At 64.7% G+C, this 17,682-nt stretch carries 15 protein-coding genes and 2 pseudogenes; 9 read left to right on the forward strand and 8 right to left on the reverse strand.

All coding sequences use genetic code 11. From position 1 onward, the window contains the following. Window positions 1-91 precede the first annotated feature (91 nt). The 4 genes and pseudogenes from AC630_RS26510 to AC630_RS26525 form a co-directional block, all read right to left on the reverse strand. The gene (locus tag AC630_RS26510; RefSeq protein ID WP_074121376.1) at window positions 92-442 is read right to left on the reverse strand and encodes a hypothetical protein; all 351 of its coding nucleotides are present in this window, start codon (window positions 440-442) and stop codon (window positions 92-94) included. A 95-nt stretch (window positions 443-537) separates the two neighbouring features. Beyond that, window positions 538-1,524 (reverse strand): tripartite tricarboxylate transporter substrate binding protein, encoded by a 987-nt coding sequence (locus AC630_RS26515; protein ID WP_074121378.1) that lies wholly within the window; start codon window positions 1,522-1,524, stop codon window positions 538-540. A 306-nt stretch (window positions 1,525-1,830) separates the two neighbouring features. Continuing rightward, window positions 1,831-2,352 (reverse strand): annotated as a pseudogene (locus AC630_RS48410) (REP-associated tyrosine transposase). A gap of 64 nt (window positions 2,353-2,416) precedes the next feature. Next, a complete protein-coding gene (locus tag AC630_RS26525) occupies window positions 2,417-3,352 on the reverse strand; it encodes a LysR family transcriptional regulator (protein WP_074121379.1) in 936 nt (311 codons plus the stop codon). Window positions 3,353-3,469: 117 nt separating this feature from the next. On the opposite strand from AC630_RS26525, the gene AC630_RS26530 reads away from it, so the two are divergent. The 4 genes and pseudogenes from AC630_RS26530 to AC630_RS47850 all read left to right on the forward strand — a co-directional run bounded on the left by AC630_RS26530 (window position 3,470) and on the right by AC630_RS47850 (window position 5,941). After that, window positions 3,470-4,222, forward strand: a complete 753-nt coding sequence (locus AC630_RS26530; RefSeq protein WP_074121381.1) for an SDR family NAD(P)-dependent oxidoreductase — start codon at window positions 3,470-3,472, stop codon at window positions 4,220-4,222. 38 nt (window positions 4,223-4,260) lie between these two features. Then, window positions 4,261-4,960 (forward strand): annotated as a pseudogene (locus AC630_RS26535) (pirin family protein). A 129-nt stretch (window positions 4,961-5,089) separates the two neighbouring features. Beyond that, the gene (gene wrbA / locus AC630_RS26540) at window positions 5,090-5,689 is read left to right on the forward strand and encodes an NAD(P)H:quinone oxidoreductase (RefSeq protein WP_074121382.1); all 600 of its coding nucleotides are present in this window, start codon (window positions 5,090-5,092) and stop codon (window positions 5,687-5,689) included. 117 nt (window positions 5,690-5,806) lie between these two features. Further along, window positions 5,807-5,941, forward strand: coding sequence for a hypothetical protein (locus AC630_RS47850; RefSeq protein WP_283808454.1), 135 nt, complete (start codon window positions 5,807-5,809; stop codon window positions 5,939-5,941). Window positions 5,942-5,988: 47 nt separating this feature from the next. Here AC630_RS47850 and AC630_RS45645 read toward each other — a convergent pair whose 3' ends face one another. From AC630_RS45645 to AC630_RS26555, 3 genes are all read right to left on the reverse strand, one after another. Then, on the reverse strand, window positions 5,989-7,131 hold the full coding sequence (locus AC630_RS45645) for a GNAT family N-acetyltransferase (RefSeq protein WP_074121384.1): 1,143 nt from the start codon (window positions 7,129-7,131) through the stop codon (window positions 5,989-5,991). Window positions 7,132-7,261: 130 nt separating this feature from the next. Then, on the reverse strand, window positions 7,262-8,614 hold the full coding sequence (locus AC630_RS26550) for an O-antigen ligase family protein (protein ID WP_074121386.1): 1,353 nt from the start codon (window positions 8,612-8,614) through the stop codon (window positions 7,262-7,264). A gap of 38 nt (window positions 8,615-8,652) precedes the next feature. Further along, complete coding sequence (locus AC630_RS26555) at window positions 8,653-9,729, reverse strand: glycosyltransferase (protein WP_074121418.1); 1,077 nt, start codon at window positions 9,727-9,729, stop codon at window positions 8,653-8,655. 247 nt (window positions 9,730-9,976) lie between these two features. Here AC630_RS26555 and AC630_RS26560 point away from each other — a divergent pair, with 247 nt between their 5' ends. After that, on the forward strand, window positions 9,977-10,963 hold the full coding sequence (locus AC630_RS26560; protein ID WP_074121388.1) for a glycosyltransferase: 987 nt from the start codon (window positions 9,977-9,979) through the stop codon (window positions 10,961-10,963). Between the two features lie 15 nt (window positions 10,964-10,978). On the opposite strand, the gene AC630_RS26565 is transcribed toward AC630_RS26560, so the two are convergent. Then, the gene (locus AC630_RS26565; RefSeq protein ID WP_074121419.1) at window positions 10,979-12,007 is read right to left on the reverse strand and encodes a glycosyltransferase family 2 protein; all 1,029 of its coding nucleotides are present in this window, start codon (window positions 12,005-12,007) and stop codon (window positions 10,979-10,981) included. A gap of 406 nt (window positions 12,008-12,413) precedes the next feature. Between AC630_RS26565 and AC630_RS26570 the strand changes: the two genes are divergently transcribed. The 4 genes from AC630_RS26570 (at window position 12,414) to galE (ending at window position 17,677) form a co-directional block, all read left to right on the forward strand. Then, the gene (locus tag AC630_RS26570) at window positions 12,414-13,214 is read left to right on the forward strand and encodes a class I SAM-dependent methyltransferase (protein ID WP_074121390.1); all 801 of its coding nucleotides are present in this window, start codon (window positions 12,414-12,416) and stop codon (window positions 13,212-13,214) included. A 279-nt stretch (window positions 13,215-13,493) separates the two neighbouring features. Continuing rightward, the gene (locus AC630_RS26575; RefSeq protein ID WP_074121392.1) at window positions 13,494-15,866 is read left to right on the forward strand and encodes an exopolysaccharide transport family protein; all 2,373 of its coding nucleotides are present in this window, start codon (window positions 13,494-13,496) and stop codon (window positions 15,864-15,866) included. Further along, the gene (locus AC630_RS26580; RefSeq protein ID WP_074121393.1) at window positions 15,859-16,665 is read left to right on the forward strand and encodes a WecB/TagA/CpsF family glycosyltransferase; all 807 of its coding nucleotides are present in this window, start codon (window positions 15,859-15,861) and stop codon (window positions 16,663-16,665) included. The genes AC630_RS26575 and AC630_RS26580 overlap by 8 nt, the downstream gene beginning before the upstream one ends. A gap of 19 nt (window positions 16,666-16,684) precedes the next feature. Next, entirely contained in the window at window positions 16,685-17,677 is a 993-nt protein-coding gene (gene galE, locus AC630_RS26585) for a UDP-glucose 4-epimerase GalE (protein WP_074121395.1), read from the forward strand. Window positions 17,678-17,682: the final 5 nt, after the last annotated feature.

Here is a 17,682-nt window from a genome sequence, read left to right on the forward strand (position 1 = left end):
GTTGTTTGAGCATGATCTCCGCGCAAACGCGTTCCGCGTTTGTCGCGAGGGAAAACCGCTGCGCACGTTTAGGGATCATGTCTGGGCGGCACTAATCATCTCCATCGTAAGACCGCGGCTGCGCCGGTGGAGGCGGCGGCGCATTGTTATAGCGCGGCGGCGGCGCGATGCGATTCCGCGGGGCCGGCTGCTGGGGCTGGACCTGATTGTTCGACTGGAACACCGCACGACATGCGATCGAGAGCTGTGACGTGTTCTGCTGCAAGCAGGCGACAATGCGGTTCGTATCCGGAATCTGATCGCTGCACAGGCGCCACACATCCGGTGTGCAGGCCATCTGTTGTTCCAGCGTTCCGCGATACTCTTCGGCGGACGCAGCGCCCTGTGTGACGATGCCGCCGATCGCGAGCGCCATACCCAGCGCAATCCGCTCTTTTCGCATGTCCCGATCCTTCCCGATTCCGTCGAACCCTCATCAATCAATGAGGCGGGAGGCGGTTCTGGACCAACAACAAAACGTGAAAGTGCGTCTGGAACCTACTCCACCTTGCCGATCTTCTTCACCGCCGCGATCAGCCGCGCGCTGTCGGTTGCGACGAACTCGGAGAATGCCGGCGCGTCCTGATAGGCGACGAGACTGCCCGAGGCGTCGAACGATTTGAGCACGTCGGGACTCGTCATCACCTGCGCCATCGCCTCGCGCAGGCGGGTCGCGATCGGCGCCGGTAGCGCACTCTGCGCGAACAAGCCGGCCCAGATGTACATCTCGACATCCTTGTAACCGAGCTCCTGGAACGTCGGCACATCAGGGAAACTCGCGATGCGCTGCGCGCCGCAATTGCCGAGCACGCGCAGCTTGCCGTCGTCGACCTGCGGCTTCAGCGTGCCGGGCGCGGCTGCGATCGCCTGCACGGTACCGCTGAGGATTGCGGTCAGCGCGGGACCGGCGCCGCGGAACGGCACGTGCAGCAGCTTGATGCCGGCGCTGTTTGCGAACATCTCCATCGCCACATGCAGCGTGCCGTAGGGCCCGGACGAGCCATAGGTGATCTGGCCCGGACGCTTCTTCGCATCCTCGACGAAATCCTGCGCCGTCTTCCATGGCGCCGAGGCCGGCACGGCGAGCAGCGTGGGATCGGCGAGCACGCGCGCGATCGGCATGAACTGCGAGATCTCATAGGCGACGGGCCGGTCGAACAGCCGATCGGCTTCCGGCAGCACCGCGAGCGAGGACAGCGTCATCAGCAGCGTGTAGCCATCGGGCTCGGCGCGCGCCGCCGCAGCGTTGCCGACCGATCCACCACCGCCCCCGGCGCGGTTGTCGACGATGACGGGCTTGCCGAGAATTCGCTCCAGCGCCATCGCCACGGGGCGCGCGGCGAGATCGGCCTGGCCGCCCGCCGGAAACGGCACGATCATGGTGATGTTGCGCAACGGATAGGTTTGCGCGAAGGCCGTGTTCGGCAACGCCACCGGCAACAACGGCAATGCAGCAACGGCGCGCAGGACATCGCGTCGATCCATGGCAGATCCCTCCCCGATTTTTCTTGTTTCGCTCTCAGCCTAGAGCCATTTCCGTTCCGATGGAATCGGAACGGGTCTCTGGATTCTTATTTTGACGCGTTTTCTTTACGCGAACCGGTATCCACTTCGCTCGAAAACGCTCTGGCGTGGCGATCGGCAAGAACAAGCCGCGAGGCGCGATTTACGAAGCATTATCCATGCTCAACCCGCTCTGGAACGCATCGCCGCAAGCGACGGCGTGAAGGTGTCGTAGTCGTCATTGCAAAGCGGGATGTCGTAGGTGGGCAAAGCGAAGCGTGCCCACCATCATTCGCCAAACTGCCCCGTATTATCCCGCGCGTCCCCTCCCCAATTCACGAGAAGGGTGCCCTCATTGACATAGCGATGGAAACTGCTGAGAGGCCAATCGCGTGCTCGCTTGACGAGGCCGTGCTTCGCGGGATTGAAGTGTATGTAGTCAACGTGCCGCTCCAAGTCCGCATCGTCGCGAATCGCGTGCTACCAGTAGCGGCGCTGCCAAATGCCTTTCTCGCGCTTGAGTAGCTTGCTTGCCGAGCGCTCCCGCGGCTCCAGGCCTAGCGAAAAGCCGCCCTTGATCAGATTCTAGCGTGACGAAAAATCGGCATCATGTTCCGGAAGCGACCAAATGGCATGGAGATGGTCGGGCAGGATGCAGATCGCGACGGTCTCGAACGGGCGGCGTTGCTGAACAGCTTGGTAAATACGTCTCAGGCGATCAACGCGGTCCATGAGCAAAGTGCTTGAATGGTCGGCCAGCACGACGGTGAAGAAGAATGTGCTGCCTCTAGCTCGACTGTATTGAGGCATTTGCATTCTTCTCGACAAGAATGGTGGGCACGGCGCAAGAGCGCCTTTGCCCACCCTACGACAGTCATGTGGCCCTCGCACCCTTCTTCGGCCGCCGCTTGCAGGTGCCCGGCAGCTTCGCCGCCAGGAAATCGCCGAGCGCCTCGACGCGCGCGGGGCGCGGGCCGCCAGGCGGTGTCACCAGATGCACGGCGCCTTCGGCCTGTTTCCAGTCCTTCAGGATCACTTCGACAGCGCCGGAGGAGATGGCGTCGCCAACGATGAATTCGGGCAGCTCGGCGATGCCGAGGCCGGCGATCAGCGCCGGCATCACGGCTTCACCGTTGTTGACCCGAAGCTGTCCACCCGGACGCACGCTCGCCTGCTCGCCGGCCGAATTGGTGTAGTGCCAGACATTGGGCGTCGTGAGGTAGGCGTAGCTGAAGCATTTGTGCTGGGCCAGATGCATCGGATGCGTCGGCCGGCCATGGCGCTTGAGGTAGGACGGCGCGGCCACCGTGAAGCGCGGCATGGTGAACAGCCGGCGCGCGATCAGTGAGGAGTCCGGCAGCCGCGCGATCCGCACCGCCATGTCAAAACCCTCGCCGATCAGGTCGACCGTCGCATCGCTCAAGTGCAGATCGACCGAGACTTCCGGATAGGTTTCGAAGAATTCCGGCAGCAGCGGTGCCACCGCCTTGATCCCGAACGTCATGGGCACGGCGAGCCGCACCAGGCCACGCGGCGCCACCGACTGCGCCAGCGCCTCGTTCTCCGCCGCCTCGCCGTCGGACAAGAGACGCGTCGCACGCTCGGCGAGCTTGTGCCCGGCATCGGTCAGGGCGAGCCGGCGCGAGGTGCGGTTGAACAGGCGGGCGCCGAGCCGCTCCTCCAGCCGGGTGACCGCCTTGGACACCGTCGCCTTGGACATCGCAAGCTCGCTCGCGGCACCCGCAAACGACCGCAACTCCACGACCTTTGCGAAAATCGCGAGCGCCTCGAAATCGGGAAGTTTTGCCATGGGAGAGCTCCAATCGGGATATTTCAGGAAACAATGCGTTTCAACAGTTTCTATTTCTATACCACAGGCGGAGGCTTATCCAAGCGTCATCGCAATTTCAGGGAATGGAGAAATCCAATGACCAAGAAGCTCTCAGGCAAGGTTGCCCTCGTAACCGGCGGTTCGCGCGGCATCGGCGCGGCCTCTGCGCGCGCTCTCGCCGATCAAGGCGCGGATGTCGCCATCAGCTACGTGGCCTCGCCCGAAAAAGCGGAAGCCGTCGTCACTGAGCTGAAGGCCCGGGGCGTCAAGGCTCGCGCCTACAAGGCCGACCAGGCGTCGGCAAACGACGTGACGCAGCTCGTCAACACGGTGGCGAAGGAATTCGGCCATCTCGACATCCTCGTCAACAATGCCGGCGTTGCCGCCGGTGGTGCGATCGACGATGCCAATGTCGATACGGAAGCGCTCGCCCGCCAGGATTCGATCAACGTGCATGGCGTGATCGCGGCGATCCGCGCCGCTTCGCAGCTGATGGGTGAAGGTGGCCGCATTGTCACCGTTGGTTCGATGCTGGCCGACCGTGCCTCGTTTCCGGGCCTTGCCGACTACGTCGCCACCAAGGCGGCCGTGGTTGGCTACACCAAGGGCGCGGCACGCGACCTCGGCCCGCGCGGCATCACCGTGAACGTGGTGCAGCCCGGCTCGATCGACACCGACATGAACCCGAAGGACGGTGGCGAGTTCGCCGAGACCCAGCGCAAGCAGCACGCGTTGCAGCGCTTCGGCCGTCCTGAGGAGGTCGCGGCGGGCGTCGTCTTCCTCGCAAGCCCTGAAGCCTCCTTCGTCACCGGTACCGTACTCAACGTCGACGGCGGGTTCGGCGCCTGATCCCAACCGCCATCCGTTCAACCCAAGGAATTACGCAGATGATCGAACTCAGACCTTTCGCAAAGCTCGGCGGCGCCGATCACGGCTGGCTCAAGGCCAAGCATCATTTCTCCTTCGCAAGCCATTATGACCCGGACAACATGGGTCACGGTGCCCTGCGGGTGTGGAACGACGACGAGATCGCGCCGAACACCGGCTTCCCCGCGCATCCTCACGCCAACATGGAAATCATCACCTATGTGCGCGAGGGCGCGATCACCCATCAGGACAGCCTCGGCAACAAGGGCCGCACCGAGGCGGGTGACGTGCAGGTGATGAGCGCCGGCAGCGGCATCCGCCACTCCGAGTACAATCTGGAGCCGACCAAGACACGGATCTTCCAGATCTGGATCGAGCCCACGGCACGCGGGGGGACAACCGACCTGGGGCTCGAAGCCGTTCCCCAAGGCGGGCCGCTCCGGCAAGCTCGTCACCATCGCAAGTGGTTTCGAAGACGATGCGGACGCGCTGCCGATCCGCGCGGACGCGCGGGTGCTCGCCACCACGCTGAAGGCCGGTGAGAGCGCGGAGTACGAGCCGCAGAAGGCGCGGCATCTCTATTTGGTTCCCGCGGCTGGTTCAGTCGAGGTCAACGGTGTGCGCGTCAACGCCCGCGACGGCGCCGCAATCCGCGACGAGGATCGGCTGAAGATCACTGCCCTCGAAGACTCCGAGCTCGTGCTCGTCGACGCAGCGTAACGATGATTGCCGTCATGGCCGGGCTTTTCCCGGCCATCAGGCCCATCCGCCCGCAAACAGAAACGTGGATGCCCGGGACGAGCCCGGACGTCCCAACAACTAGCCATCAGATCTAAACCGGAGACCACCATGACCAAAGTTCTCGTCCTCTATTATTCCGCCTATGGCCACATCGAGGCGATGGCCAATGCCGTCGCCGAAGGCGCGCGCGAGGCCGGCGTCACCGTCGACATCAAGCGCGTGCCGGAGCTGGTGCCGGCCGAGGTCGCCAAGGCCTCACATTACAAGCTGGACCAGGCCGCACCCGTCGCCAAGATCGAGGACCTCGTCAATTACGACGCGATCATCGTCGGCACCGGCACCCGCTTCGGCCGGATGTCCTCGCAGATGGCGAACTTCCTGGATCAGGCCGGCGGGCTTTGGGCCAAGGGCGCGCTGCACGGCAAGGTCGGCGGTGCCTTCACCTCGAGCGCGACCCAGCATGGCGGCCAGGAGACGACGCTGTTCTCGATCATCACCAATCTCCTGCATTTCGGCATGGTCGTCGTCGGCATGAATTACGGCTTTGCTGGCCAGATGAAACTCGATGAGGTCACCGGCGGCGCGCCCTATGGCGCCACCACGATCACGGGCGGCGACGGCAGCCGCCGGCCCAGCGCCAACGAGCTCGCCGGCGCACGCTATCAGGGGCGCCAGATCGCGGAGACCGCCAGGAAACTGCACGGCTGAGTTTAAGCATCGCGATCGACTGCATAGCTGATGCGACGCGGGCGGCATTCTCTTTCGGGAATGCCGCTCCATCTCTGTTGGCAGAATATTGGGCAAGAGCGACCAAGAGCGATACGAATGACTTTCGAACTTTTGTTGATCGCCCAGATGATCCGCAAGCCCGCCCAGGCGCTGGCGCGACGCTGGTATTGCCGCAGCCTCTTCCGCGCCTCGCGCGGCCGCCTGCATTGTGCAGGCTGCACGGGATCGTAAATCTGCCCACATCGGGACAAAGAGCGCCGCATCGCGGCGCTTTTGCTTTAGCGCGCCTTGCCCATCGCCCTCGCCGCGAGGGCTGCGAGCCTCGGGTGGCGGCGCAGGCCCTGCGCGGCATGATCGCGCAATGCATAAGGAGCGCCGCGCCAGGACAACGCGACGCTGACATCGGTCAGCGGCACCGGTTCGACGCCGAAGCGGCGCTTGTAGTCCTGATTGCCGATGCCGAGATCGAAGCGGCGCACGCCTTGCATATGCAGCGCCGCGATGGTGCGCTCGGTGACGAGCAGCCCCGGCGAGCAGCTCGACCATGAATTGCCCGCGTGACTGATGCGCAGGAGGAAATAGGTGGCACGGCGCCTGACGCCGAACGTGGTGGCGACGACGCCCTCATCGCATACGAGCGCCGAGATGACGGCATAACCTTCCGCAACACCCAGCCGGGCGACCTCGCGATAGAACCTCGCATGAGTCTCGTCGTTGAGGACGAACCGCGAGTCGAGCTTTTGCATGCGCGCCTGCTGCTGGGCATCCATCACGTCCAGCAACTCTCTCGCGCGCGCGACATCCATGGCGATCTCGAACCGCGCGCCTTTGTGCCGGCTGAAGACGCGCCAGCAGCGCGGCATCTGCATGCGGCGGATCGAGGCCTGATAGTCCGCATAGTCGTCCCCGGTGAGGACGAGATTGCCGTTGAGAGAGCAGGATCCGATCCGGCCGAGCGACACCAGCGGGTTCGGCTTGCCGCCGACATCGGCCGGCATCTTCTTCAGGCGCAGCAGATCGGAGCCGTCGGGCAAGGCGCGCAACGCCTCGACCAATGCGGTCGCAACCCTGCGCGCATCGCTTGCGTCGAGGGCAGCGTCGCAGGCGAGGATCGGTGCATTGTTGTCGGCGACGCCGAGGTCGGCGAATTCGACGATGCGGATGCCGCGCCTCGTGTGGCTGATCATTGGCACCATCGCGATATCCTTGCCGGTGGCGGCATCGGAAATCACGGCGATCAGCGGCGCGACGTCGTCAAACGCCGTGTACCAGGGGCCGAGCCAGTAACCATGCTGGAACGCGAGGCGATGGCCTGCATTCAGGCGCAATGCAGCCTGCGGCCAGTCACGCACGAAATCGACCGTGATTCCCGACGTGCTGGACACTCGATCATCTGGTTGCTCGACGCTGAGAAACGTCATCCGAGAGGCATACAGTTACTGAATGTGTCCAGATAGATTATGTTTTGTCGCAGGCAAACAGGGACATCGCTGCTGATCGTTAAGCGCTCGCGTCCCAGCGCGCGCCCGGGCGTCCATGTCCCGATAAGCGCTAACGACCGGGCTCCGTCTGCTCCACGCATTGGAACCTGGCGAGGAAATGCAATCCCGCCACCGCAAGCGCAAACATGAACCAGATCGGATTCTGCCGATCGAGCAGAAAGGTCTCGGTCGTCCCGTAGTACAGGCAGAACAGCCAGATGGTCAGAAACAGTTTTGCCAGCGCACTGCTGCGGTTGTGAGCCTGGGCGGTCTGGAAGTTATTGAGCGGTGACAGCACGAAGACGAGAATGACGAGCATCAGCCCCGGCAGGCCGATTGTGACCGCAAGGTCGAGATAGCTGTTGTGGCTATGGGCGGCGGTCGTCGCCCATTCAGCGCCCTGGGCGGTCTGCCGCTCTGTCACGCCGTCCCAGAACGCCGCGTAGCCGTGGCCCGTTATGGGCTTTTCGGCAACGGCCCCGAGCGCAAACTGCCAGATGTCGGAGCGGCCGGTGAAGGTCGGATCGATAGGAAGCAGCCTCGTGACGGCTGCGAGCGCCGGGCTCGCAGCGGTTCCGACCGTGAGCAGGTTCATCGCGATCAGCGGCGCGAAGCAGATGAGCCGCTTCAGCCACAAGCTTCGCGTTACGAAGACCAGCGATGCGAGCCCGTAGATCGCCAGACACAGCGCCGTCGACGTCTTGCCGCCGGTCAAGATCAGGAAGATGCCGGCGAGTCCTGCGACCGCGGGGCCCATCACGAACGATCCGGCGGCCCAGAGATAAATGCCGACATAGGCCAGGATGGTCATCACCGGCGAGGCAACGTTCTTGTGCCCGAAGCTGCCGCGCCAGTCGCCGGCGAGCTGCGGCTCAGTGAGGTCGAGCGCGGTGTGCATCGAATATTCCGGCGCAAGGAAGACGCCGAGATAGCAGAGCGCGAGCAGCACGAGCGCAGCAATGCCCAGGCACAAGTTGAAGCTCGGCCGCGTCGGCGGCAGCAGAGGCAACAGGACGGCGAGCGACGTCACGCTGGCCGCGAGCACGAAGCGCTGGATCGAGACTCCGCGGCTCTCGGAGAAGAGGATGTTGATCAACAGCCAGCCGACGAGACAAACATGCAGCGGTGTCACCAGGCTCTTCAGCGCGGGCGCATCGGTGGCGGCGACGAACAGCACCGCGACCGCGGCGAGGAGGCCGAAAACGATGTAGGTCAGCGCCATGCGCCCGCCGACGACGGCGGTCGCGTCTTCGCTACGCAGGTCCGGAAAGGGATCGAGCGTTACCAGCACCAGTAGCAGGGCCGCAACTGCGACGAGGCAGCGCCCCGCCTGCACGGCATTCAGCTTCGCAAACATGTCACGCAGCAGGTGGCCCAGCGATCGGACCTCGGCGTCAATCATGTCTGCGGCGTTGCGATCCATGCCTCGAGACCAAGATGAGGGCGCGGGATCGCTCGGGCTTAGCCTACCCCCGTTAAGCATCCGTCAACCGGCATGCCGGATGCGGCTGGCGCCCTGGCCGCCTTTTGTTTCCCCGCCACGCTTCGCGCGATCTCGTAATATTGCAGCGCCCGCTGCTCGAGCGTGAGATTGTCGAGCACATAGCCGCGCGGATCGAATGTATCAGCGGCGCACCCGGCCCAGAAATCCTCCCAGCCCGCCTCGAACCCCGCGATGTCGACGAACCTGGCGCCGCAACGGTCATCCCAATATGGCACCGACGACACCGGCTCGAACCTCACCCGGTGCGGATAATAATCGGGGTCCCGCCACGGGCCGCCGGGATTCCAGGCAAACACCGGCACGCCGCAGGACAAGGCCTGCTGATAGGCAATGCCCTGGCTCTCGTTCTGGCACAGGAAGATCATCGCACGCGAACGCGCCAGCGCGGCCTGATAGTCTTCTTCCTTGTAGCTGCCGTAACGCAGTTCCGTGAACGAGCGGCCCTCCTTGATGAGCCGGGCGCGGACCGGCTCGACCAGCTCCGGCGCATAGCGCTCACGATCCCAGTGGACCTTGTCGTAGATCAGGACGTCGACGGTCTTTTGCGACGGACGCGACGGCGCCCAGAGATCCGTGTCGATGCCGACCGGCCAGGCCTCCGTGTCGGGCCAATACGGCCGGTACATATCGGCATACCAATCGCCGGGCACCACAACCTTCTTGACCGGCAGCCGCTTGAACAGGTCGGGATCGTCGAGCGGATGATTGTGGGCGGCGACGCCAAGCAGGATCGGGTTCTTCCACGCGAACTTGTCGAGCAGGAAGGTGCGGCCGATGATGCACGCGACCTCCTCGTGATGCTTCGCGATATGGCGATAGTCGTTGACGCGGTAGCGGATGCCGAGCCGGTCGAGCCCCGCACAGAGATTGAGGAACACGCGAAGCTGTCCGCTCATGCGCGGCTCGCCGATCAGCATGCGACGCGCCAGGCGCCGCAGATGTCGGTCACCGGGAAACCAGCGGTCGTCCTTGTCCTCGTAGAAGAGGTTGAGGACCATGTCGTCGGGATCGTAATCGAACGTCTTTGCGGGCACTGGGTTCATCCGCGGCAATCGGGTCCTCATTCTCGCATGGGACCAGCTACCGCACTCTTCCAAATTTGCGACAGGCTTAATGCTCCCGGCTTAACGCTAATCTACGAAACCGCAGCAGCGCAGGTCCTCCCGGAAACGATTCCACCGTAATATGGGTGTCATCCGCAGCGGCCGACGTTGCGATCGCTGGCGTCGCCAGCTCGGCATATGCGCCCTGGTTAACAGAACCTTAAATACGAGCCGCAGCTTGATCACCGCCGAAGACATTCTCGAATTGCCGGCCAGCTCGCGCGTGACGACAGGCCTGAGCGTTCCGCTGCCGACAAGCGCGGCCGGATCGGTGTCCGTCGTCATCCCCGCCAAGAACGTTGCGGCCTATGTCGGCGAAACCATCGCAAGCGCACTGACGCAACGCGAGATCACCGAAGTGATCGTCGTGGACGACGGTTCGACCGACGGTACCGCTTCGATCGTCCTTGGCATCCGTGATCCGCGGCTGCGCCTGATGACCAACGACTCCGCCGGCGTATCAGCCGCGCGCAATTTCGGCGCGCGACATGCGAGCGGCGACTGGCTCCTCTTCCTCGATGCCGACGACCGCCTGCGCCCCGGCGCGGTGGCGGCACTGCTGGCCGCAGCGCGCGGTGCTCCCCGCGCGGTTCTCGTCTACGGCGACTACAATACGATCGACAGCGAGGGACGGCAGATCGGCCGGCGCGACCTCTTGAAAGGACGCCGCAAGCCGTCCGGCGACGTGCTGACGCGGCTCGCGGCAGGCAATTTCATCGTCAATGGCGGCATCGCGCTCGCACGCGCAGAGGCCTTCCGCGCCATAGGCGGCTTCGACGTCTCCCTCAGATATTGCGAAGACTGGCACTGCTGGTGCCGCCTCGCCGCGATCGGCGAGTTCGAGTTCGCACCCGGACTCCTGCTCGACTATCGCTTGCATACGGCCAACACCATGAACGCGGCGGTGCGGACGCCGCAGGATTTCTTTCCGGCGATCGCGCGAATCTTTGACGACGGGTTGATCCTGGCGCGACTGCCGGAGGGTACGGCCGCCAGGCTGCGCCAGGCTGCCGAGATTCATCTCGTCACCTATTCGGCGATGCAAGCGGTCCGCTTCGGCAGGTATCGCGAAGCCTTCACCTATCTCGGGATGATCGGCCGCCGATCGCTCAAATCGTTGCCGCGCTCGGCGCTCCGGGTGGTCCTCGCCTGTTTCGGCATCTAGTCCATCACAGCGGCGTCAGGACACGATCTTCGAGGCCTCATAAGGCTTCGGCTCGATGCCGACCGCCGCGAGCATGGAGCCGAGCGCGACCATCACGGGATGCATGGCGACGACGGCCTTCGACGACGGCAGCAGACCGGCCGCGCGCACCAGCGACAGCGGCAGCCGTCCCAGCATCCGCGCGTACACCCGCGCCCGGGCTCCCGCGCCCTGCGCGGCCTTGTACTCCACACGATAGTTGATCGCACCGATGCGCAGGCCACGCTTTGCGATCCAGCCGAGGCTGGTGCGGCTCTGCGGCACGGTCTCGGTGATGACCGCCTCAGCCGTCCAGTGGAAGGTCATGCCGGCATCGCGACACCGCGAGAAGAAATCGCAGTCGCCGCCGCCAAGGAAGTTGAAGCGCAGATCGAAGGCAGGACGGCCAAACCGCTCGAACGCCGCGCGGGTGATCAGGCAATTGCCGCAGCCATAGATCAGCGGCACCGCGCCGCTGTAATCATAGGCGGGACAGAAAGCCGGATGACGCGACAGCCAGGGCTGACTGTCGTCGTCGAAGACCGGCAGCACCGGTCCGCCGACGATGTCGGCGCCGGTCGCCTCCGCGGTGCGAACCATCAGCTCGAGCCAGTCGGGCGAGGCGATCTCGTCATCGTCGATCATCAGGAAGCGGGTCGCGGCCGGAAACAGTGCCTGCGCCGTCTCGAACGCGGCGTTGATTGCCTGGCAATTGCCCTGGCGCTTCTCGACGAGGCAGATGCCCTGGAGCCTGCCATCGGCCAGAAACTCGGCGGCGACCGGCGCGCTCTCGCGCCGCGCGGCATCGTTCTCGACCATGACGACGGCAAAGGAGCGCGGAGTGCGCTGGCTCGCGACCGATTCCAGAGTCAGCCGCAGATGCTGCGGGCGGCGGAAGCAGGGAATGCAGACGACGATGCCGACCGACAGGTCGATGACGCGGGAGCTCGCCGCGATCTCCCGGTTGGGATCGCTTACGGCATCCGAGAGCCGGCTGGCGGACAGGTCTGTCGGGATCATGGTCATGGCGTTCTTGATGTCCGAGATATATTGAAAAAGCCCTGCTTCAATCGCGCGGATCGTCGCCGACCCGCGACGGCACATCGCCCCGGGACAGATGCGTCCCAAAATGAACGGCCGGCCCGGAGCGCGGGATGGCGCCACGCTGGCCGATCACCCCCGTCCCGCCCCAACACGATGCACTTAACCGCTTTCGCGTGTTTCTCCTGCGAAAACTTGCGCGCATGATAGTGCAATTTGCAGTCCATCGCGCTGGCGACGGCTCGACATGAACGATGCCGTAGTTAACGCAAATGCGCATTAACGCGGCCGTAAGCACCGCGACCGGTGAAGGGCCGCGGCGTCAGATTTGCTCTTCGGGGACGCGAGACTTTTCCTGTAAATTTGAATCGAACAAGCTCGGTCAGAGAATATGAACAAGCCAGCCACGATCGATTTCGCGACAGCCACGGCGATCAGTGTTCCCGCGGCCGCTGCACATACCCCGGCGCTGCACGATCTGATTCCCGGCGAAGCCCGCGACAGCCTGCTCGCCGTTCACGACGTGCTGCGCGGCGAGCTGCCACAGGGCCGGCTCGCCATTTATGAAGCCGGCGGCGGCTCGTGCAGCGTTCTGCCGACGGAGTTGCTGAGCCGCAGCCACGTCACCGTCGTCGACATCGACGAGGACCAGGTCCGCAACAACACCTACGCGGACGAGGCGATCCTCGGCGACGTGCAGACCTACCGCTTCGGGCGCGAAACCTTCGATCTCGTGATCTGCTACAACGTGATCGAACATCTGCCCAACGTCGACGCTGCGCTCCTGAATTTCCGTGATGCGCTCAAGCCCGGCGGGATGATCCTGATCGGCGCGCCCAATCCGCGCTCGCTCTCCGGCGTCGTCACCAAATATTCGCCGCACTGGTTTCACGTCTGGTTCTACCGGCACATCCGCGGCATCAAGGATGCCGGCCTGCCCGGTGAGCCGCCGTTCCCGACCTTCTTCCATCCGCTGGTGACGCTGCCCCGGCTCGAGGCGTTCGCGGCCGCCAATGGCCTTGAGATGAGCTACCGCCGTGAGGTCGAGAGTCCACGCTATCCCGAGATGCGCAGGCGCAGGCCGCTGTTCGCCGCTTTGGTCGATGCCGGCGCCGCTGTGCTGAACGCCGTGCTCCCCCGCGGCACCGACGTCCGCCACGGCGACTATCACGTCATCCTGCGGAAGCGCTGACGGCGATGACGCGCGCGCGGCCTATCGCTGGGCGAGCGGAGCCTCGCGGCCATGCCGCGCGCGGTAACGAACCGTTAATCTCTGAGGGCGCGCCTCACAGCGGCGCGCCGAAATGTGGCGTGCGCTTAAACGCTTTGTTTGCCATTTCGGTGAATAGTCCCTCAATGAGTATGGTTAATTTTCCCTGTTGCGTTGATTGGGCACCTATATCCCGGGTGCGTGGCGTAGAGCGAAGAGTAACCCCTCAGCCCGCGGCAGTTGGAATGAAAGCTGGGGATCATGCTGGACTATAACCAGCCAATAGAGCGGGCCAGACCGGATGCTCCGCAACAGAGGCCTCAGGCCGGCTTCAACGTGCTGGAGCTCGTCAACCTGCTCTGGCGGCGAAAGGTCGCGATTGCCGCCGCCGCCCTGCTCGGCGCGACGCTTGCCGTTACCATCGGCAAGAGCCTGACGCCCCGATACACCGCCACCGCACAGCTCTATGTCGACCCGCGCGAGCTTCAGCTCGTCGATCGCGAACTCACGCCGCGCGCGCAGGACGTCTCCGGCATGTCCATGGTGGTGGAGAGCCAGGCGCGCCTGATCACCTCCAACAGCGTTCTGCTCCAGGTGATCCAGCAGGCCAATCTCGACAAGGATCCCGAATTCGGCGGCGGCGACAGCAAAAGCCTGATGTCGTCGCTGCTCGGCCTGATCGGCCTTCAGCCCCGCGCGCCCTCCGCGGCGGACAAGAAGGAAGCGCAACTTGCGGCGCTTGACGCGCTGAACAGGCACATCACGATCCGCAAGACCGACAAGAGCTTCATCGTCGACATCGAGGTCTGGGCGACCGATCCCGCGAAGGCGGCGATGCTCGCCAACACGCTGACCAACGCCTACCTCACGGAATCCCGCAATTCGCAGGCTTCGGCCGCACGGCGCGCCACCAGCGATCTCTCCGGCCGCCTGAAGGAGCTGCGCGAGCGGCTGCGCAACGCCGAGACTGCGCTCGCGACCTACAAGGCTCAGAACAATTTCGTCGGCACCCAGGACGCACTGATCAGCGACCAGCAGCTCTCCTCCAGCAACGCGCGGCTTTCCGCGGCCCGTGCGGCGACGATGGATGCGCAGGCACGGCTCGACCAGATCGAGGCCAGCCGGCGTACGGCGGCGGATGCCGGCGCAATTCCCGAGGCGCTGCAATCGCCGACCATCGCGAACCTGCGCGCGCAATATGCCGATGCGCGCAAGAAATATGCAGAGCAGACCGGCGAGCTTGGCCCGCGCCATCCGGCGCTGCGCCAGACCGAGAAGCAGGTCGAGGATCTCAAGCGCACGATTAGCGAGGAGATCGATCGCTTCGCCCAGGCCGCCAAGAACGATTTGACGCGCGCCCGCGACTACGAGGCCTCACTCAACCGGGCGCTGGAAGCACAGAAGCGGCAGAGCCTCCAGCTCAGCCAGGCCGCCGTGCGCCTGCGCGAACTCGAGCGCGAGGCCGACGCCAGCCGCGATGTCTATCAATCATTCCTCAAGCGCTCGCGCGAGACCGAGGAACAGGAAAGCCTGAACACCTCGGCAGCGCGGGTCATCGGCGAAGCTACGGTGCCGCAGCGGCGCTCGTTCCCGCCGGCGATGAGCATATTCGCCATGATCGGCCTGATCTTCGGCGCGCTCGCTGCTTCGAGCTGGTTCGTCGCGGCTGAATTCCTGTTCGCCGGCGCGGCCGCGCCGGCGCCGGAGCCGGCCCGTCCCCAGCGCACGCCTGCGCCTCCGCCTCCCCGAGCTCCGGAGATTTCGCGGGCTCCCGAGGTCGCAGAGCCTCAGCAGGTTTCGCTAGCCCCGGAAGTTGCGCAGACCCCGCCCGAACTTGCGGCGCCACCGCTGCAACCTTCGATGGTCGAAAAGCCCCTGATCGAAAAGCCGCTGATCGCGCGCCTCCAGGAGGCCGACGTCCTCCACACGCTGGGCGCCATCCTCGCGACCGGCGGCGGCGTCGACCTCACCCGCCTCGGCTGGCCGACGCTACGCCCCGGCTTTCCCCTGACGACGCTGCTCAACGCCTGGCGCGACATGCGCGGCGCAGTGGCCCGGCGTGCCGACAACAAGGCGACGCCGGTCATCGCGCTGGTCGGTGCCGGCGAGACCGTCGGGCGCAGCGTGACGGCGCTGAACTTTGCGCTCGCAGCGTCGCGTGACGGCGCCCGTGTGCTGATGATCGATGCCGATCATCAGGCACACTCGCTCTCCAACAAGCTCAACCCTACCAGCAAAAGCGAACCAAGCAGGCTCGGCTGGCTCTCGATCGGCAGCAAGGCCGCGCGCGAGATCAAGACGGTCAACGGCATCTCGGTGCTGCCGGCTGCGGAGAACGATGCCGGCAAGGCGGCCGACGCCATCCGCAAGGCCATTGCGCAGGCACGCTCCGCCGGCGGCTATGACCTCGTGATCCTCGACGGCCCCGCAATGCCGCTCGCGGCTCGCGGCCGCAAGCTGCTCGATGACGCCGACGCGCTGGTGGCGGTGCTGCCGACCAGCCTCGACATCAACGACAGCCTGGAAGAGATCTTGACCGCACTCGGCCACGCCGAGCGCAAGCTCGTCGGCGTCGTGCTCGACGAGCTCACCCCCGCAACCCAAGCGCGCCAGCGAGGCCGACAATATGCTTGAGCGCCGCGTCAATCTCGAAGGCCGGGCCGCAACCGCCGACGTACCGCGCGTCACCGTCGGCGGCCTCCGCATGGCCGCACTCGACCTGGAAGCGACCGCCGACTTCATGATCGAGGCCACCGATCCGCGCCATCGCATCGGCCGTCCCCTCTACCTGACCTCCGCCAACGGCGAGGTGCTGGCGCGCTGCTCGACGGAGCCGCAGACCGAACGCTTGTTCCGCGCCGCCGACCTGATCAATGCCGACGGCCAGCCGCTGGTGGCAGCCTCGAAGCTGCAATCCTGGTTCCCGCTGCCCGAGCGCGTCGCGACCACGGATTTGTTCCACATCGTCGCACGCAAGGCGGAAGCGCTCGGCCGCACCTTCTACATGTTCGGCGCCAGCGAGGCCGAGAACGCCGCTGCGGTCGAGAACGTCCAGAAGATGTATCCGAACCTCAAGATCGTCGGGCACAGCCACGGCTATCTCCGTGGCGACGCTCTGCGCGCGAAAGTCGAAGAGATCAACGCGCTCGCGCCGGATTATCTGTGGGTCGCGCTCGGTGTGCCCAACGAACAGGCTTTTGTCGAGGAATTCACACCGCTTATGTCCAATGTTGGCGTTATCAAGACGTCGGGCGGATTGTTCAACTTTTTATCGGGCAGCAGGTCCCGCGCGCCGCAATGGATGCAGAAGATCGGACTCGAATGGGCCTGGCGCACCTGGCTCGAGCCACGCCGGCTGCTCTGGCGCTATTTGACCACCAACCCCCGCGCGCTCTATCTTCTCTTCAGCCGCAACCGGCCTTTCAATCGCTGAAAGAAGAGTGGAAGACGACATGACTGACCGACCGACTGTCCTCGTCACAGGAGGCGCGGGCTATATTGGCTCGCATGCCTGCCGCGCACTGACCGCCGCCGGCTATCAGCCCGTCGTTTACGACAATCTCTCGACAGGTCATCGCAACTTCGTGGCCGGCCCGCTGGTGACGGGCGATCTGCTCGACGGCGCGGCGCTGGCACGCGCCTTCGCCGATCACAAGGTCACGGCGGTGATGCATTTCGCGGCGGCAAGCCTCGTCGGTGAATCCATGACCGACCCGCAGAAATACTACATCAACAACGTACAGGGCACGCTATCGTTGTTGCAGGCGATGCGCAACGCGGGCTGCACGCGCATCGTGTTCTCCTCGACCGGCGCCGTCTACGGCAACGCCGATTCCAAGGAGTTGCCCGAGGACTTTCCCTGCGCACCGATCAATCCCTACGGCGCCTCGAAGTGGATGATCGAGCGCATGCTCGCTGATTACCGCGCGGCCTATGGTTTCGGCGCATTCTGCCTGCGCTATTTCAACGCCAGCGGCGCCGATCCGGCCGGCGGCATTGGCGAGTTGCGTGACAACGAGACCCATCTCATTCCGCGCGCCATGATGGCCTTGCAGGGTTATGTCGACTTCGCCGTGTTCGGCGACGATTACGACACGCCCGACGGCACCGCGATCCGCGACTACATCCACGTCACCGACCTCGCTGCCGCGCATGTCGCTGCGCTCAAGCTGCTGGAGCAGGGACACTCCGGCGGCAGCTTCAATCTCGGCACCGGCTCCGGCTTTTCCGTGCGCGAGATCCTCACCGCCATCAGGCAGGAGACGGGGCGCGAGGTGCCGCACACCATCAAGCCGCGCCGCGCCGGCGATCCCACTTATCTGGTCGCGGATCCTTCTGCTGCGCGAAAAGTGCTGAACTTCGTGCCGCGTCACTCCGACCTGCCCACGGTCATCCGCACCGCCTGGGCCTGGCACCAGAAGGCGCATCCGCAAAGGTCGCGCTAGGCGGC

The sequence above is a fragment of the Bradyrhizobium sp. AS23.2 genome, assembly GCF_001908185.1.
Classification (GTDB): Bacteria; Pseudomonadota; Alphaproteobacteria; order Rhizobiales; family Xanthobacteraceae; genus Bradyrhizobium.